Genomic DNA, 17669 nt, shown 5'->3' on the forward strand with positions numbered 1-17669 from the left:
GGGAAATTTGGAACTGTAGGAGCGGTAGCGTTCGCCTTTGTCACCGGATTTCCACCGCGAACAGCGGTTTAAATCAAGAAATTTGGGGACAACAGCGACCGAAAGTCCAAATGTTCACCGCAGTGACGACCATACTTTGAATCGAAATCTTAAATGTATTTTATAGAGAACAAAGGGAGAGAGGGTGGAGCCAGGATGTTATATAGAGACCGTACACAGCCCGTCAAGGAGCGGACAGAGCATCTGCTCGGGCTGATGACGCCGGAAGAGAAGGTCGGCCAGCTGGTGCAGCTGTTCGGATGGCAGACCTATAATCATACAGATGGAACAATAGAACTGACCGAAGATTTCAAGCGCCAGATCCGCGAAGGCGGCGTCGGCGCATTATACGGAACCCTGCGGGCCGATCCCTGGACAGGAGTTACGCTGGAGAGCGGGCTGGATGCACGGGCCGGAGCAGAGGCTGTGAATTCGATTCAGCGTTATGCGCTGGAGCATTCGAGACTTGGTATTCCTCTCCTGATCGGTGAGGAATGCTCGCATGGACACATGGCCATCGGGGCCACGGTATTCCCGGTTCCGCTGCTGATCGGCAGCACCTGGAATGTGGACCTCTACCGGGAGATGTCCCGGGCAGTAGCGCGTGAGACCCGGGCGCAGGGCGGAGCCGTGACCTATTCCCCTGTGCTGGATGTGGTACGTGATCCGCGCTGGGGCCGGACCGAGGAATGCTTCGGGGAAGACCCGTATCTCATCGGCGAATATGCCGTAGCTTCTGTAGAAGGACTACAGGGCGACCGGCTGGACAGCGCGTCCAGTGTGGGCGCAACCCTCAAGCACTTCGTAGCCTATGGCAGCTCAGAGGGCGGCCGGAATGCCGGTCCGGCGCATATCGGCAAGCGCGAGCTGCTGGAAGTCGATATGTACCCGTTCCGCAAAGCGGTGGAAGCGGGAGCGGTCTCCATTATGCCAGCCTATAACGAGATTGACGGCGTGCCTTGCACCACCAATCAGGAGCTGCTGGAGGATATTCTGCGCGGCGAGTGGGGCTTTGGCGGCATGGTCATTACCGATTGCGGTGCGATCGATATGCTGGCCTCGGGCCATGATACGGCAGACAGCGGGGAGGATGCAGCGGTGCAGGCGCTCTCCGCCGGGATTGATATGGAGATGTCCGGCGTTATGTTCGGCGGATATCTGCTTGCGGCGCTGCGCTCCGGGCGGCTCGATGAGAAGCTGGTGGATCAGGCGGCGGCGCGTGTGCTGGAGCTGAAGTTCCGGCTGGGCCTGTTTGAACAGCCGTATGCCGATCCCGATGTGGCAGAGCAGGTAATCGGCAGTGCAGAGCACGCCGGGCTGGCGCGCAGCGTGGCGGCAGAGGGAATTGTGCTGCTGAAGAATAACGGGGTGCTTCCGCTGTCTAAGGACAAGGGGAGGGTTGCGGTTATCGGGCCGAACGCGGACATCGGCTACAATCAGCTTGGCGATTACACCTCTCCGCAGCCGCGTGACCGTGTGGTTACAGTGTTGGCCGGAATACGCGCCAAGCTTGCCGGGCAGCCGGAGCGCGTAGGTTATGCGCCGGGCTGCCGGATCAAGGACAGCTCTACCGAGGGCTTCGAGCTGGCGCGTAAGGTAGCAAGCGAAGCGGATATCATTGTGCTCGCCCTGGGCGGTTCGAGCGCCCGTGACTTCGGTGAAGGCAGCATCGATCTGCGGACCGGAGCCTCGAAGGTCACGGAGAATGCGCTTAGCGATATGGACTGCGGTGAAGGCATCGACCGCATGTCGCTTCATCTGTCCGGTGTTCAGCTGGAGCTGATGAAGGAGCTGAAGGCACTCGGTAAGCCGGTAGTCGTCGTGTATATCAACGGGCGTCCCATTGCTGAACCTTGGATCGATGAGCAGGCAGATGCCATTCTCGAAGCATGGTATCCAGGGCAGGAAGGCGGCCACGCCATTGCAGATATTCTGTTCGGCGATGTCAATCCGTCCGGCAGGCTGACTCTCTCCCTCCCTGAGGATGTAGGACAACTGCCAGTGTATTACTTAGGCAAACGTTCCCGGGGAGTACGCTATCTGGAAGGGAATTCGCAGCCGCGTTATCCGTTTGGCTTCGGACTCAGCTACACCGAATTCAGCTATAGCGGACTACAGGTCGAGCCTGCGGTGATCGGGACTGACGGAACGGCTGAGGTTACAGTGGAAGTGGAGAATACAGGCTCCCGCAGCGGTGCGGAGGTCGTGCAGCTATATATTTCCGATCTGGTCAGCAAGGTGACTAGACCGGCCAAGGAACTCAAGGGCTTCCGCAAAATCGTACTGGAGCCGGGAGAGAAGCAGAAGGTGAGCTTCACACTGAATGCAGAGCATTTGAGCTATATCGGGACGGACTACAAGCTGGTGGTCGAGCCGGGAAGCTTCCGCATCGGTGTCGGCAGGAATGTGAACGATACGCTGGATACTGATCTTGCGGTCATGGAGGACTAAAGATGGAGCAGATAAACATCGAACGCATTAACCGGTTCATTCGGGAATGTTCACAGCAGCAGTGGCTGGAATACCGGGTGCTTGATGACTGGCAGGTCTTCTCCACCATCTACCGGCAGCCGGGCCACTATGACGAAGCACAGCCTTATTTGGGCAGCGAATCGTTCGGGTTGTTTCCGAGCGTGCAAGGCACCACTTATTACTTCCGCACCACCCTGGATATCCCGGCGGACTGGACCGACGCGGACACCGGGCTGATCTTCCACTCCGGCGGCGAAGGGCTGCTGCGTGTGAACGGAGCCTCGCAACAGGGGATTGACCGCAATCATACCTATGCTTCCCTGAATCCGGAGACGGGCGGCAGACACCCTGAGATTGAGATTGAGCTCTATGATCCGATCCCTGAGCCGGATGATCCGCTGAATAAGCAGGCGGTCATTCAGCCGCCGGTCCGGTCCATCACCGCAGCGCTGGTCAGAGTGAATCTGCCTGTACAGTCGCTGATGTACACAGTGACCGTCATCCGGGATTCGATGCTGCTGTTGCCGGAGCAGGATTTCCGGCGTATCCGCATGCTGGAGGCGCTGCATCAGGCGATGGATGCTTATGTGAATTTGGGGACTGACGTTTCGCAGGCTGGCAAGGGGATAGAGGCGATTGAGCAGGAGCTGGCGGCAAAAGTGAAGGCCATCGGCGGCAACAGCGAGGGCTTCATTCATATGATCGGGCAGTCGCATATCGACATTGCCTGGTTATGGCCTACCCGGGAGACGGTGCGCAAGACCAGCCGGACCTTCTCGACGGTACATGCTCTGATGGAGGAGTACCCGGAATACCGCTATGCCCAGAGCCAGCCGCAGCTGTTCGCTTATCTGAAGGACAATGATCCTGAGCTGTACGCGAAGGTGAAGGCACGGATTCAGGAAGGCCGGTGGGAGCTGGTCGGCGGCATGTGGGTAGAGCCCGATCTGAATATTCCGAGCGGGGAATCGCTGATGCGGCAGATGCTGTACGGACAGCGCTTCTACCAGGAGGAGTTCGGCCAGCAATCCGAGATTGAATGGCTGCCGGACACCTTCGGCTACTGTGCCTCTCTGCCGCAGATCCTGAAGCACGGCAAGGTCCGTTACTTCATGACCACGAAGCTTGGATGGAATGACACGAACCTGTTCCCGTATGATCTGTTCCACTGGGTCGGAATCGACGGGACAGCGCTATTATCCTATATGAACCATGGCGTGAATGAGAATACGCTGCCGAAGGATATCCATGAGCACTGGCAATCCTACCGCCAAAAAGCCGTTCACAGCGAACAAATGCTGCTCTACGGACACGGGGACGGCGGCGGCGGCGTGACGCGGGAGATGCTGGAATACCTGTCGCGTTCAGAGCTTATGGTAGGTCAACCTGCCTCTAGCTACAGCACGGCGGCAGATTTCTTCGCAGGCATCGAGCAGGCTGCACCTGAGCTGCCGGTCTGGCAGGGCGATCTATACCTTGAGCTGCACCGGGGGACCTATACGACCCATGCACGGAACAAGCGCAATAACCGCAAGGCCGAGATTCTGTACCGGGAAGCTGAGCTATGGCAGACGCTGGCTGGACACGGGCTGACACCGCAGCGGAGGGAAGAGGTAGGGGAAGCCCTGCATGAAGGCTGGAAGATGATTCTACTGAACCAGTTCCATGATATTATCCCCGGCTCGTCGATTCCTGAGGTCTATGAGACTTCGGACAAGGAATACAAGAATATCTTCGTCCTTGGGGAGAGCAGCCTGAAGTCCGTGATGGAGGCCGCTGTATCGGATATTGATACCCGTGGAGAGGGGCAGCCTTATGTCATCCTGAACGGACTGGGCTGGACCCGGGATATGGTAGCCGAGCTTGAGGTTGCCGCCGGATTGAAGCTCACTGCTCCGGCCGTCTATGACGGAAACGGAACACAGCTTCCGGCAGAGCTGACTACAGCAGGAAAGCAAACAGTGCTTCGTGTACGGGTGCCGGAGGTTCCGGCATTCGGGTATGCAACCGTGTGGCTGCGGGAAGAGAAGCAGGGGGCGGATGCATCGGATGCAGGCAACAACTCCATCTCTGCGGCAGCCGCAGCTGCATTCGAGAATCGCTGGGAGACCGGCTATTACCGGCTCCAGTTCAACGGGCTGGGCGAGATCATCAGCCTGTACGATAAGGAAGCCGGGCGCGAGATTGTGAAGTCCGGGGAAGCGCTGAACCGGCTGCATTTCTTCCATGACCGTCCGATTCTCTGGGATGCCTGGGATATCGACAGCCGTTATGAGGAGCAACCTGCCGGAGCGGCGGTCCTGCTGGAGAAGCGGCTGCTGTCCACAGGTCCTGTCTGCGATGTATTGTTCTTCCGCTGGAGTCTAGGCCAATCGGAAATCCAGCAGGAGCTGATCCTGTACCACACCGACAAGCGGATCGACTTCAAGACACAGGTCCAGTGGCACGAAGCCCACAAACTGCTGAAGGTTGGCTTCCCGATTGATGTAGTGACCAGCAAGGCGACGTATGAGATTCCGTTCGGCGCACTGGAGCGGACCACGCACCGCAACACCAGCTGGGAGCAGGCACAGTACGAGGTCTGCGGGCACCGGTATGCCGATGTGTCGGAGCATGATTATGGCGTCAGCCTGCTGAACGACTGTAAATACGGCTATGACACGCAGGGCAGCACCATCCGTCTGTCCCTGCTGCGCGCACCGCGCTGGCCGGATCATTCGGCCGATCAGGGAGAGCATGAATTCACCTATTCGCTCTACCCGCATACCGGAGACTGGCGTTCAGCCCATACCCAGCGCAAGGCCGCTGAGCTGAATCACGCATCCTACGCGGTAGGCTGCGAGGCAAGTGCAGGGCAGCATCCGTCGACCGGCTCCTTCCTTCCTTATGAAGGGAAGCAAGTGGTGCTCGATACCGTCAAGCTGGCGGAAGACGGACGCGGCAGCATCCTGCGGCTGTATGAATCCGCCGGTGGACGCGAGACCGTGCGGATCAGCTGGCCGCTGCCGCACGCTGGTATCTATCTGTCCAATGCGCTAGAGGAAGAGACCGAGCTGCTGCCGGATGAAGACGGCGTACTGACGCTAGACTTCCATCCGTTTGAGATAAAGACGATTAAGATTATTCATGCTGAATAGAAACAAATGGGGGCTGAGCGTAAGGTCCAATTAAGCCAATCTCAACTCTCACTCCCATCAAGAAATTCAGCTTCTAAACTATAGATCAAGCGATAAGGAGACTACTACCTTGGAACAATTCAGACTTCCCCGCATCGAGATGCCGGAGCTAACGCTGCCGTCATCCATTCAGGCCGTGCTGGCCGACGCCGAAGCGAAGCTGGCCCACCGGCCTAAGCTGCAGCGGCTGTTCCGCAACTGCTTCCCGAATACACTAGAGACCACTACAAAGCTGCTAGATGACGGAACTACCTTTGTCATTACGGGGGATATTCCTGCTTGCTGGCTGCGCGATTCGGTGGAGCAGGTCATTCATTATGTGCCTTTTGCCGCGGAAGATGCTGACCTGCAGCGGATTATCGGCGGGCTGATCAAGCGCCATACGGAGTATGTGCTGATCGATCCTTACGCCAACGCGTTCAATGAATCGGCCAACGACTGGCACTGGAACGCCGCAGATGTGACGGAGATGTCGCCTTGGGTGTGGGAGCGCAAATTCGAAATCGACTCGCTGTGCTTTGTGATCCGGCTGGCCCATGCTTACTGGGAAGAGACGAAACAGACCGATTTCTTCACCTCTGATTTCAAAAAAATGCTCCGCGTCATCACCGATCTGTTCAAGCGCGAGCAGCATCATGCGGAAGAGTCCCCTTACCGCTTCACCCGGAACAACGGGATTATGGAGGATTCCATCCGTAACGGCGGCTTAGGGATGCCTGTGAATTACACTGGCATGATCTGGTCCGGCTTCCGTTCCAGCGATGATGCCTGTGACTTCCATTACAACATCCCGGGGAACATGTTCGCCGTGGTGGCGCTGCGGCAGATGCAGGATTTTGCCGAGTGGGTCTTCCGGGACCTGGATTTCCTGGCTGAGCTGAAAGAACTGGAGCAGGAGGTCGATCACGGCATCAAGCTGTACGGCACCTACCGCCACCCGGAATTCGGGCCGATCTACGCCTATGAGACCGACGGTTATGGCAATTACAGTCTGATGGATGATGCCGGAACGCCGGGCCTGATGTCCATTCCGTACCTGGGCTATCTGAACAATGACGATCCGGTCTACCAGAATACGAGACGCTTCGCACTAAGCAAGGAGAATCCGTTCTACTTCGAGGGCAAGGCTGCAAAAGGAATCGGGAGTCCGCACACCCCTCCCGGCTATATCTGGCATATGGCCTTGTCGATGCAGGGCATCACGGCTGACAGCAAGGAAGAACGGCTGGCGGTGATCGCCATGCTGGAAGCGACCGATGCTGACACCGGCTATATGCATGAAGGCTTCCACGCCGACGATCCGTCTGTGTTCACCCGCAAGTGGTTCGCCTGGTCGAACAGCCTGTTCTCGCAGTTGATCCTGCGGGCACTGAAGGAAGGCATTCTCTAAATATTGAACTAAAACATTAAAGTTTAAGGAAAAGTGGCGGAGGGGAATTTTGGAACTGGAGGAGCGATAGCGTCCGCCTTTGTATGCGGATTTCCACCGCGAATAGCGGTATAAAATCAAGAAATCTGCATACAACAGTGGCCGGAAGTCCAAAACTTCTCTGGAGTCACGGCTAATCCATAACATGAAAATCATAAGTTCAATTTAAATATTTTTCACAGATAAAGGAGACCTGATCATGAGTACAATTATTGGAGAAGCACTACCGAACATCCCTTGGCAGGAGAAGCCTGAGGGCACGAATTCGCCGGTATGGAGATATTCCGCCAACCCGATCATTCCGCGCAACGCCATTCCGAACTCGAACAGTGTGTTCAACTCGGCAGTCATTCCGTTTGAAGGCGGCTTCGCAGGGGTGTTCCGCTGTGATTCGCGGTCGGTCAGCATGGATATCTTCGCGGGCTTCAGTGAAGACGGCGTGAACTGGAAGATCAACCACGAGCCGATCGTATTCGAGGGCGATGAAGAGATCACCAAGCGCGAATACCGCTATGATCCGCGTGTCTGCAAGATCGACGACCGGTATTATGTGTCCTGGTGCAACGGCTACCACGGCCCAACAATTGGACTGGCGTATACATTCGATTTCAAAACCTTCCACCAGCTGGAAAATGCCTTCCTGCCGTATAACCGGAACGGGGTGCTGCTTCCGCGCAAGATCGGCGGCAACTATGCAATGCTCAGCCGTCCGAGTGATACCGGGCATACGCCGTTTGGCGATATTTTTTACAGTGAGAGTCCTGACCTGACCTTCTGGGGCAAGCACCGCTATGTGATGGGTACGGTTGACGGTGACGCTTCGGCGTGGCAGTCCAAGAAGATTGGTCCTGGACCGATTCCGATTGAAACGGACAAGGGCTGGCTGCTGATCTATCACGGCGTTATCAACACCTGCAACGGGTTCGTCTACCGCATGGGGGTAGCGCTGCTGGATCTGGATCAGCCTTGGAAGGTAAAAGCGCGTTCGCGCAACTACATCCTCGGCCCGGAAGAGCTATATGAATGTGTGGGCGATGTGCCGAACGTGACGTTCCCTTGCGCGGCACTGACCGATGCGGCTACCGGACGGATTGCCATCTACTACGGCTGTGCGGATACGGTGACGGGGCTGGCCTTCACGACGGTGGATGAGCTGATCAGCTATATGGATGAATATCCGCTGGAGATTGAGGGGTAACTGGTTATGACCAAACAACAGACGGCACATATTATCTCGCATACGCACTGGGACCGGGAATGGTATCTGCCTTATGAGCGCCATCACATCCGGCTGATTCAGCTCGTGGATACACTTCTGGACACGCTGGAGCAGAACCCGGACTTCCGCAGCTTTTTCTTCGACGGGCAGACGATTATCATCGAGGATTATCTGCAGGTCCGTCCGGAGAACCGGGAGCGGCTGGTACGGCATATCCGGGAGGGACGGATCTTCATCGGCCCTTGGTATATTCTGCAGGATGCATTCCTGACCAGCCCGGAAGCCAATGTGCGTAACTTACAGCTGGGACATCAGGATGCGGCAGTCTATGGGGAAGTGTCCAAAATCGGTTATTTCCCGGACACCTTTGGCCTGACCGGACAGATTCCGCAGCTTATGCAGCAGGCCGGTATTACCAACGCCTTCTTCGGGCGCGGCGTGAAGCCGACGGGCTTCAACAATATGGTCTCCGATGACGGCTATGAATCCTCGTTCTCGGAGCTGGTCTGGGAAGGGCCGGACGGCTCGCAGGTGCTGGGCATCCTCTTCGCCAACTGGTATTCCAACGGGAATGAAGTTCCGGTCGAGCTTGAGGAGGCCAGCCGCTTCTGGGAGCGCAAGCTGGGCGATGCCCGGCAGTACGCAGCGACTGATCAGCTGCTGTTCATGAACGGCTGCGATCACCAGCCGCTGCAGACCGACTTGCCGGAGGCGATCCGCACGGCAGAGAAGCTGCACCCGGAGGTCGCCTTCGTTCACTCGAACTTCCCGGAGTACATCAAGGCAGTGGAAGCTTCATTGGCTGGCCGCAGCCTGTCCACGGTGAAGGGCGAACTGCGGAGCCAGCGCACGGACGGCTGGGGAACGCTGGTTAATACCGCTTCCGCCCGGGTATACCTGAAGCAGCTCAACCAGCGCGGCCAGGCCATGCTGGAAAAGGTGGCCGAGCCGCTGGCGGTTATCGCCAAGCTGCATGGCGGCGAGTATCCGCAGCATCTGCTGGATTATGCGTGGAAGACGCTGCTGCAGAACCATCCACATGATTCCATCTGCGGCTGCAGCGTGGATGAGGTGCACCGCGAGTTGGTCACCCGCTTCGACAAGAGCTATCACACGGCCGAAGGCATCGTGGCGGATAGTATGCAGGCGATCACCGCAGCGGTCGACACCTCCGGCTTCGCCGCTTACGGCGAAGAGGCGCTTCCGCTCGTGGTGACGAATACCAGCGGCTGGAGCCGCACCGGTACGGTGACCGTTGAGCTGGATGCTGCCCGCCAGTATCTGCGCGACGGGCTGCCTCTTGAAGAGAATGCCCGGCTGATGAAGGCTGTGGAGCTGGCCGGACGGGTACTGGTCGATGAACAAGGCCAGCCGGTTCCTTGTACGGTGGAGGATCTCGGCCTGTCCTTCGGCTACGACCTGCCGGATGACCGCTTCCGCCAGCCGTATAGCTGCCGCAAGGTGCGGCTGACCTTCGAGGCGGCGGATGTGCCTGCCCTGGGGCTGCGCACCTATGCCTGGGTTCGCCCTGTTGGGGCGGCTGCGTCGGAAGCCGATGCTGCCGGAAGCGCTTCGGAGGGGAACCTGCAAGCTGTGGCTTCCGTCACGGCTTCGCTGGTTCAAGGCGCACGCGTACTGGAGAACGATACGCTGCGGGTCGAGGTTATGGCTGACGGTTCCTTCACGCTGGAGCATAAGCCTAGCGGCAAAGTCTACCGAGACCTCGGTGTCTACGAGAATACTGGTGACATCGGGAATGAATATATGTACAGACAGCCTGCGGGTGAAGTACCGCTGACGACTCTGGGGCTTGACGCGCAGATCGCTGTCATTGAAGATACGCCATACCGCGCTTCCATCGAAATCGCCCATGCCTGGGAGATCCCGGCTTCGGCCGATGCCCTGCTGGAAGAAGAGCAGCGGGCACTGGTCTATTACCCGGAACGGCAGGCTAAGCGTAGTGCGGCTACTGTTACCCTTAAGCTGCGGACGGTCTTGAGATTGGAGCGCAACGGCAAGGGATTGGAAGTAAAGAGCTTCATAGATAACACGGCTAAAGACCACCGTCTGCGGATGCTTTTCCCGGCGGATCTGGCTGCAGCCTCGCACAGTGTTGATTCGATGTTCGAGCTGGCGGAACGTCCGAATGAGCCGGCACCGGAATGGCAGAATCCGAGCAATGCGCAGCATCAGCAGTGCTTCGTGGATGTTGCCGGGGAGAATGCAGGCCTGACAGTCGCTAATCTCGGACTACACGAATACGAGATTCTGCGGGACGGACGCAATACCATCGCCGTGACATTGCTCCGCAGTGTCGGCGAGATGGGCGACTGGGGCTGGTTCCCTACACCGGAAGCCCAGTGCCTGGGGGAACAGACCGCAGACATGCTGCTTCTGCCGCATAGCGGGGACGTTGTAACCTCCGGTGCTGCCGCTGCTGCTTACCAGTTCCAGATTCCGTGGACCTGCGCGCAGGCAGAGTTTCATGCAGGAACGATTCCCGCCGTGTATTCGGCTGTCCGCTGGAGTGGCGAGACCGCTGCCTTCTCCTCTATGAAGCTGAACAAGGAACGCGGCGATGTGTTGCTCCGCTGGTTCAACCTGACGGCTGAGCCTTGCGAGCTGGAGCTAGAATCCGCGCTGCCGGTTGCTGCCTTCTATACTTCGAATGTGCTGGAAGCAGAAGGTGAAGAGCTTCAGACTGAAGGAGATGCTTCGCTCAAGCTGCCGCTTGGCGGACATCAGATTACAACGGTCGGCCTCCGGCTGCGCTGATCCACGCGAAGAAGGGAGAGGTGGGAGGTATGGATATGGATAAGAATGAACCATTAGAGCGGCGCACCTCCAATAACGGCCCGCTCACCAGTGTACAGCAGCAGATTGCGGCGGCATCCGGGGGACAATGGCGGCTGTCTGCCGGGTCCAAAACCCGGATTGTGGACAATGCCAGATCGGATAATAACAGTGTTCTGAACGAAACGGTCTTCATTGTTCTGGGGGAATACGCGGGTATTCTGACACCTGCTGACAGGATCATCCCTGTTGTTCATGGAGAAACGGAGACACCTGCTTCGGGCGATATCGTCATTGAACTGACGGGTGATGAAGCTTCGGGAGACTTGGACAGTCAGGAAACTTACGTCATTGACATCGGACGTTATGCGAAGATCACCGCATCAAGTGAACGTGCGTTGATGTATGGTCTGCGGACGCTGTTGCAGAGACTGGCGGCAGACGGCTTCGTTCCTTATGGTAGAGTGACCGATTATCCCGTAATGCCTGAGCGGGCGCTGCATATTGACATCGGCCGCAAGTTCTACAGCGAGGATTGGATTACGGAGCGGATCAGAGAAATGTCCCGGCTTCGGCTCAATACATTGCAGCTGCATTTCTCCGAGAATGAGGGCTTCCGGCTGATGAGCGAGAGCCATCCTGAGATGGTGTCGGAGCAAGCTTTAACCAAGCAGGTGATGAAGGCGATTATCCTTGAGGCACAGCGTTATCATGTGGATATCATCCCTTCATTGGATTCACCGGGGCATCTGGGACAGGCCCTCCGGACGCACCCAGAGTGGCTGCTCAAGGATGCAGCAGGCAACCCGGCCCCGGGTGCGCTGGATATTACGAATCCGGCAGCCCGCCGGTTCGTGCTGGGTTTGATTGACGAATACGCCGAGTTGTTTGCGGGCAGCCGCTTTTTTCATATCGGCGGGGATGAATTCATCAACTTTGCGGAGTTCGATAAGTATCCGCAGCTCGCGGAGTATGCTCAGAATGTGCTGAACATAAGCGGCGGCACGGGTGTGGACACGTACATTGATTACCTGAATGAGGTCGCTGAGCATCTGGAGTCGAAGGGCTGGACGGTCCGCGCCTGGAATGACGGCCTCTACCGTGCGGATCAGACCCAGCGGGTCGCGCCCAAGCCGTCTATTCAGATCACATATTGGACGAAGTGGCACCCGATGATGGCCCCGGTGGAGGACATCCTCGCCAAGGGGCATCAGGTGATCAACTACAACGACGGCTACTTGTATTACGTGCTGGGCGAACATGCAGGCTACACTTATCCGACAGCCGAGAAAATCCGCGCCTCCTGGCATCCCGGACTGTTCCCGAACCGCACCGGTGAAGCCAAACAGGAATACACGGGAGCCTACCCGTGCGAACTGGTTGGCACCACCTTCTCCATCTGGAGCGACAAGCCGGAAGCACAGACCGAAGCGGAAGTGGCCGCAGGCATTCGCGGCCCGCTGCGGGCGATGGCGGAGCTGGCTTGGCTGGGGAAGCAAGATGCGGCTGAGTAGATGGCTGAATAAATGGCTTGGCTGAGTAGACAACAGAATAGACAAATCGTATAGCTTTTTATGATTGCAGCAACGGATATCGTCCGCTTTAGGGCGAGGTTCGTTGCTGTTTTTTTTGTATGTCATCGAAAAACCGAACACATTGGGCGTGTCGGAGGTGCGTGGTCCAAATGTAATCGAAAAACCGAACACATTGGGCGTGTCGGAGGTGCGTGGTCCAAATGTAATCGAAAAACCGACCACATTGGGCACGCATAGCATCCATGCACCGGGTGTATGCGTTTTGATTAAGGTAGCATAAATTGAACATGGCATCACGATGTGTAATGATAATGGCGGGTGATAAATGATGGAGGATAACCAAGTGTCAACCGGCGTGAATAAGGTAAGCAAACAGGGCGGGGCACGCAGAGGTGCCGGCCGCAAACCAATCGGTGTTACGCGCAAAATCTCGCTGACGTTGCCGCAGGAAGTTTGGAATGAAATTGACCGTAGCTGCGGCAGAGGTGACTATTCCGTCTCTGAGGTGCTGCGGTCGATCATTGAAGACAGTCTGCACAAGGCAGATCTGCTATGAAGGGACGGGGCGAAGGGTGGTTGTTGAGTCCGGGATACATAGAGGTTGAAGGCGGAGTGTTGTTCCATCAGCGCAGAGGCAGCGGCGAAACGATCGTATTTATCCATGGCAATTATAATGACCACCGGATATGGGAGGAGCAGATGGAGAGGTTCTCCACCAGCTACGATGTTATCGGCTATGATCTGCGGGGCTACGGACATTCGGACACTCCCCGCGCTTCGTTCTCTCATGTAGAGGACCTGAAGCTGCTGCTGGACACCCTTGGCCTCACAAAAGTAACTCTAGTTGGTTCATCCCTGGGCGGCAGCGTAGCCACCGATTTCACGCTGGTCTATCCAGGCTATGTGGACCGCCTCATTCTGGCAGCCCCTTCGGTCAGCGGCCGCAGCTATCCCGCCAGGATGCTATGGCAGGGGATCAAACAGCATATTCAGGTCAGGCTGAAGGGTGCTGAACAAGCTATTGACCATTTTATCGCTAATTCTTATTGGGACTATTACTTCCCTGCGGCAACAAAAGAAAAGGCCAGACAGAAAACGATAGACAATGTGCGGAATCCCGGCAACTTTTGTCGGTTCCCTCCAAGCCTATCGCGCGTCCCTAAGCCTTATGCCATTCATAGATTAGCGGAGATTGCTCAACCAGTTCTTATCCTCATTGGCGCATTGGACCACCCATACAATAGAGAGACCGCAGAAATTCTGCACAAAGGCATCAGACGTTCCACGAAAATAATATTCCCGGACGGCCGCCACCTGCCTTTTATAGAAGAACCTGAGAAGTTCTCTGCGCTGACTGTAGAATTTCTGCGGGATAATCATAATGCCTAAATATCTTAAATTCACATTCTATTAATTTATGCTAACATAATACTCAAAAAAGACAGGCGGTGCAGGTGTGCAGAACATCAAAGTCTATCATTACGATGCATTCAGCAGTATTCCGAACAAAGGGAACCCGGCAGGGGTTGTCTTGGACAGCGAGGGTCTTACAGAGCAGCAAATGCAGGAGATTACAGCGAAGGTGGGTTTCAATGAGACGGCGTTTCCGTTAAAATCCAACCAGGCGGATCTCAGAATCCGTTATTTCACCCCGGGGCATGAGATGAATCTCTGCGGTCACGGGACCATGGCATTGTTGTATGCCCTGAAGACCAAGGGGATGCTGGGGGACAAAAAAGAGTTAACCATCGAGACCAAGGCAGGAGTCTTGCCCATCCGCATCACAGAAGATAGCGGCGAACTCTATATGACGATGAGGCAGGCCAGTCCGCAGTTTGAAGCTTTTAAAGGATCACTTGAGGACCTGGCCCGCCCGCTCGGCCTTGAGCCCGGTGATATTGATCAGACCCTGCCGACCATGTACGGCAGCACTGGAACGTGGACCTTACTGGTCCCGATTACAAGCCTTGATGCCTTCACCCGGATGCAGCCTGACAACAAGCGGTTTCCAGAGGTGCTGAAGGAGATGCCCCGCTCGTCCATTCACCCGTTCTGCCTGGAGACGAATGATCCAGAGGCACATATGCACGCTCGCCATTTCTCCTCCCCCTTCTCAGGGACTATTGAGGACCCGGTTACAGGCACAGCCTCTGGGGTGATGGGGGCTTATTATTCCAGGTACATCGGCGGACAAGCCCCCTCCTTCGAGCTGCTGATCGAGCAGGGCCAAGAGATCGGCAGGGACGGCAGAGTCAGAGTGTCCGTGTCGGACAACGGCAATACTATAGAAGTGACGGGCAACGCCGTTTATGTGAATGAATTTAATGTGACTCTGTGATCTCCCTTATTCCTGCGATTTGTCAGTTTTCCCCCTTGCCATAATGTAATCCCGCCTGATAGGCCTGTTCCAGCAACGCCTCACGGTGTCCGGGTGCGGAACTCGCAGTATCGTAGAGGAATTCTACTCTGGAGTCCGTGATTCCGCAATAATCGGCAATTCCCACGTTAAGCAGACGGGCGGTTGCTTCATCATAGCTGCGCTTTTTCATCTGCGCCTCTGTTACGCCTGCCAGCGCCAGCCACAGTGCACGATAACCATGCAGATTATTTGTACCGTAGGCAACCCTGTTGTTCACCACCCGGTCGATATACCCCTTCAGCATGGCCGGCAGATGCCACCACCACAGCGGAAACACAAATGCCAGGCCGTCATGCTGCCGCAACCGCTCCATTTCCCGCTCTAATTCAGGAGAATAGGGCTGTTCCTGTTCACCTGCGGTCATATGGAGTTCCTCCATTCCTTGCAGAACAGGGTCAAACCCAATCCCATGTAAATCCAATATCTCATAGCCGTGTCCGGCTGCGGTAAGCCCCTCTGCGAAACGGCGGGCAGCCTGGAAGGTCAGGGAATCCTGTCTCGGGTGTGATACGACGATTAATATGCTCATGCTGGTATCTTCACTACCTTTCTTAACAGCAGGTTTGTAGCCATGTTCCTTGGCTGATGCTATTATATACAGGAATAAAATAATGCGGAAGTACGCACTTTGCTGTTCTATAGGAAGGTGTATGTTCCATAGGAACATTGAGGTACCCTACATAACGGAGGCAGAAGCAATGACTGAACAGAGTGACGATAGCGTTCCCAAAAAGTATAGAGTCGGCGTGGAGGCGGCGCTCGAAGTGATGGGCGGCAAGTGGAAGCCGTTAATTATCTACCATCTGATGACCGGACAGAAGCGTACCTCCGAGCTGCTGCGGCTCATTCCGGGCATCACCCAGAAAGTGCTGACCGCCCAGTTAAGAGGCCTGGAGAACGATGAGATTATCTCGCGGACCATCTATCAGGAGATTCCACCCAGAGTGGAGTATGAGCTGACGGCCTACGGCTGGGGGCTGAAGCCCGCGCTGGACCTGTTATGCTACTGGGGAGAGGAGCACCTGGACAGGATTCATGGCGACAGGTCCAAGGTGCTGGAGGACTTTTAGGCAGCAGAGAGAGACAGAGAGGAAAGGGGAAAGAGCATGGAGTTTGCAAGTCTAACCACAGTCGTCACCCTCATTAACATCATTCTGGCCCTGGGCTTTCTGTTCATTGAGCGCAGGGAGGCCGGGTATACCTGGGCCTGGCTGATGGTGCTGTTTTTCATCCCGATTCTGGGATTTGTCTTGTATATCTTTTTCGGGCGCAATCTCAAAAAGAAGAATTTCTACAAGCTCTTCATCGAAGAGCAGGAATATGTCCAGGCTGAAGCGGACAAGCAGCTGGCAGCTTTTGCGGAAGGGGCGGATGACAGGTCGCAGCTGCTGCAGAACTATGCCCAGCTCATCAACATGAATATCCGCTCGTCGCACGGCTTGTTATCTAACGATAATGATATTGTCATTTACAGTGACGGCCACCAGAAGTTCGCCGCGTTGTTCGAGGATATCCGCTCAGCCCGCGCAGAGATCAATATTCAGTACTACATCATTCAGCCGGACGCTCTGGGCAAGCAGCTGAGGGATGAATTAACCCGAAAGGCGCGGGAAGGGGTGAAGGTGCGGCTGTTATATGATGAGGTGGGATCGAAGCGGATTTCGCGGCATTTTTTCAGAGAGTTGCGTGCAGCAGGGGGCGAGGTTGAAGTGTTCTTCCCGTCCCTGATCAAGCCGCTGAACTTCCGGATCAACAACAGGAATCACCGCAAGCTGTGCATTATTGACGGAAGCATTGCCTATATCGGCGGGTTCAACGTGGGGGATGAGTATCTGGGGCAGGTTCCGAAGTTCGGCTATTGGCGGGACACTCATCTCCGGATTACCGGTAACGCCGTCAGCCATATCCAGGGCAGATTCATCCTCGACTGGCATCAGGCCGGGAAGCATGAGCGCGGAGATTACGGGGAATTCGTCTTCAACATGGAGCAGCATACAGGGACAAGCCCGGTCCAGATCATTACCAGCGGCCCCAATTCGTCGACGGAGCATCTTAAGAACATGTATATTAAGCTGATTCTGTCAGCCAAGGAGAGCGTGTATATCCAGACCCCTTACTTCATACCGGACACAAGCTTCATGGATGCCTGCAAAATCGCCCTGCTCTCCGGGGTGGATCTGCAGATCATGATCCCTAACAAGCCTGACCATCCGTTCGTGTATTGGGCCACCTGGGCGTATGCCGGAGATCTGCTGAATTACGGGGCCAAAATCCTGCTCTACGAGAACGGCTTCCTGCACGCCAAAACGATTGTCGCAGACGGGGAGGTTGCCTCTGTCGGGACGATGAATATTGATTCACGCAGCTTCCGGCTGAACTTCGAAGTCAATGCCATTGTGTATGACCGGGCGATTGCCGAACAGCTCCAGGACATTTTCCTGAATGATGTCAAACTGTGCTCGGAGCTGACCGTGGAGCGTTATGCGCAGCGCTCGCTGGTAATTAAGCTGAAAGAGGGGATTTCCCGGCTGCTGTCACCTATTCTGTAAGAAGACTGGTGATGCAGCCGTACCTATAAAAGGAGGAA

12 protein-coding genes are annotated in these 17669 nt (G+C 56.0%); 11 read left to right on the plus strand and 1 reads right to left on the minus strand.

Annotation, left to right across the window (positions count from 1 at the left end):
• Positions 1-195 precede the first annotated feature (195 nt).
• The 9 genes from NST04_RS13700 to NST04_RS13740 all read left to right on the plus strand — a co-directional run bounded on the left by NST04_RS13700 (position 196) and on the right by NST04_RS13740 (position 15001).
• On the plus strand, positions 196-2490 hold the full coding sequence (locus NST04_RS13700; protein ID WP_341184690.1) for a glycoside hydrolase family 3 N-terminal domain-containing protein: 2295 nt from the start codon (positions 196-198) through the stop codon (positions 2488-2490).
• Between the two features lie 17 nt (positions 2491-2507).
• Positions 2508-5648, plus strand: a complete 3141-nt coding sequence (locus NST04_RS13705; RefSeq protein ID WP_341185245.1) for an alpha-mannosidase — start codon at positions 2508-2510, stop codon at positions 5646-5648.
• Positions 5649-5757: 109 nt separating this feature from the next.
• Positions 5758-7077: a glycoside hydrolase family 125 protein gene (locus NST04_RS13710; RefSeq protein ID WP_341184691.1), complete on the plus strand. Its 1320-nt coding sequence runs from the start codon at positions 5758-5760 to the stop codon at positions 7075-7077.
• Between the two features lie 238 nt (positions 7078-7315).
• Positions 7316-8314 carry a glycoside hydrolase family 130 protein gene (locus NST04_RS13715; RefSeq protein ID WP_036731574.1) on the plus strand — a complete coding sequence of 333 codons (999 nt, stop codon included), beginning with the start codon at positions 7316-7318 and terminating at the stop codon, positions 8312-8314.
• 6 nt (positions 8315-8320) lie between these two features.
• The gene (locus tag NST04_RS13720; protein WP_341184692.1) at positions 8321-11110 is read left to right on the plus strand and encodes an alpha-mannosidase; all 2790 of its coding nucleotides are present in this window, start codon (positions 8321-8323) and stop codon (positions 11108-11110) included.
• Between the two features lie 35 nt (positions 11111-11145).
• Positions 11146-12642 carry a beta-N-acetylhexosaminidase gene (locus NST04_RS13725; RefSeq protein WP_341184693.1) on the plus strand — a complete coding sequence of 499 codons (1497 nt, stop codon included), beginning with the start codon at positions 11146-11148 and terminating at the stop codon, positions 12640-12642.
• Positions 12643-13006: 364 nt separating this feature from the next.
• A complete protein-coding gene (locus NST04_RS13730) occupies positions 13007-13219 on the plus strand; it encodes a hypothetical protein (protein WP_341184694.1) in 213 nt (70 codons plus the stop codon).
• A complete protein-coding gene (locus tag NST04_RS13735; protein ID WP_341184695.1) occupies positions 13216-14052 on the plus strand; it encodes an alpha/beta fold hydrolase in 837 nt (278 codons plus the stop codon). The genes NST04_RS13730 and NST04_RS13735 overlap by 4 nt, the downstream gene beginning before the upstream one ends.
• Before the next feature lie 67 nt (positions 14053-14119).
• The gene (locus NST04_RS13740; RefSeq protein WP_341184696.1) at positions 14120-15001 is read left to right on the plus strand and encodes a PhzF family phenazine biosynthesis protein; all 882 of its coding nucleotides are present in this window, start codon (positions 14120-14122) and stop codon (positions 14999-15001) included.
• A gap of 22 nt (positions 15002-15023) precedes the next feature.
• Here the strand turns inward: NST04_RS13740 and NST04_RS13745 are convergent, their stop codons facing one another.
• Complete coding sequence (locus NST04_RS13745; protein WP_341184697.1) at positions 15024-15611, minus strand: NAD(P)H oxidoreductase; 588 nt, start codon at positions 15609-15611, stop codon at positions 15024-15026.
• Between the two features lie 169 nt (positions 15612-15780).
• Between NST04_RS13745 and NST04_RS13750 the strand changes: the two genes are divergently transcribed.
• Both NST04_RS13750 and cls read left to right on the plus strand, forming a co-directional pair.
• Positions 15781-16152 (plus strand): winged helix-turn-helix transcriptional regulator, encoded by a 372-nt coding sequence (locus NST04_RS13750; RefSeq protein WP_341184698.1) that lies wholly within the window; start codon positions 15781-15783, stop codon positions 16150-16152.
• A 36-nt stretch (positions 16153-16188) separates the two neighbouring features.
• On the plus strand, positions 16189-17631 hold the full coding sequence (cls, locus tag NST04_RS13755; protein ID WP_341184699.1) for a cardiolipin synthase: 1443 nt from the start codon (positions 16189-16191) through the stop codon (positions 17629-17631).
• The last annotated feature ends 38 nt before the right edge of the window (positions 17632-17669 follow it).

The sequence above is a fragment of the Paenibacillus sp. FSL H7-0756 genome, from assembly GCF_038006765.1.
Lineage (GTDB): Bacteria > Bacillota > Bacilli > Paenibacillales > Paenibacillaceae > Paenibacillus_AQ.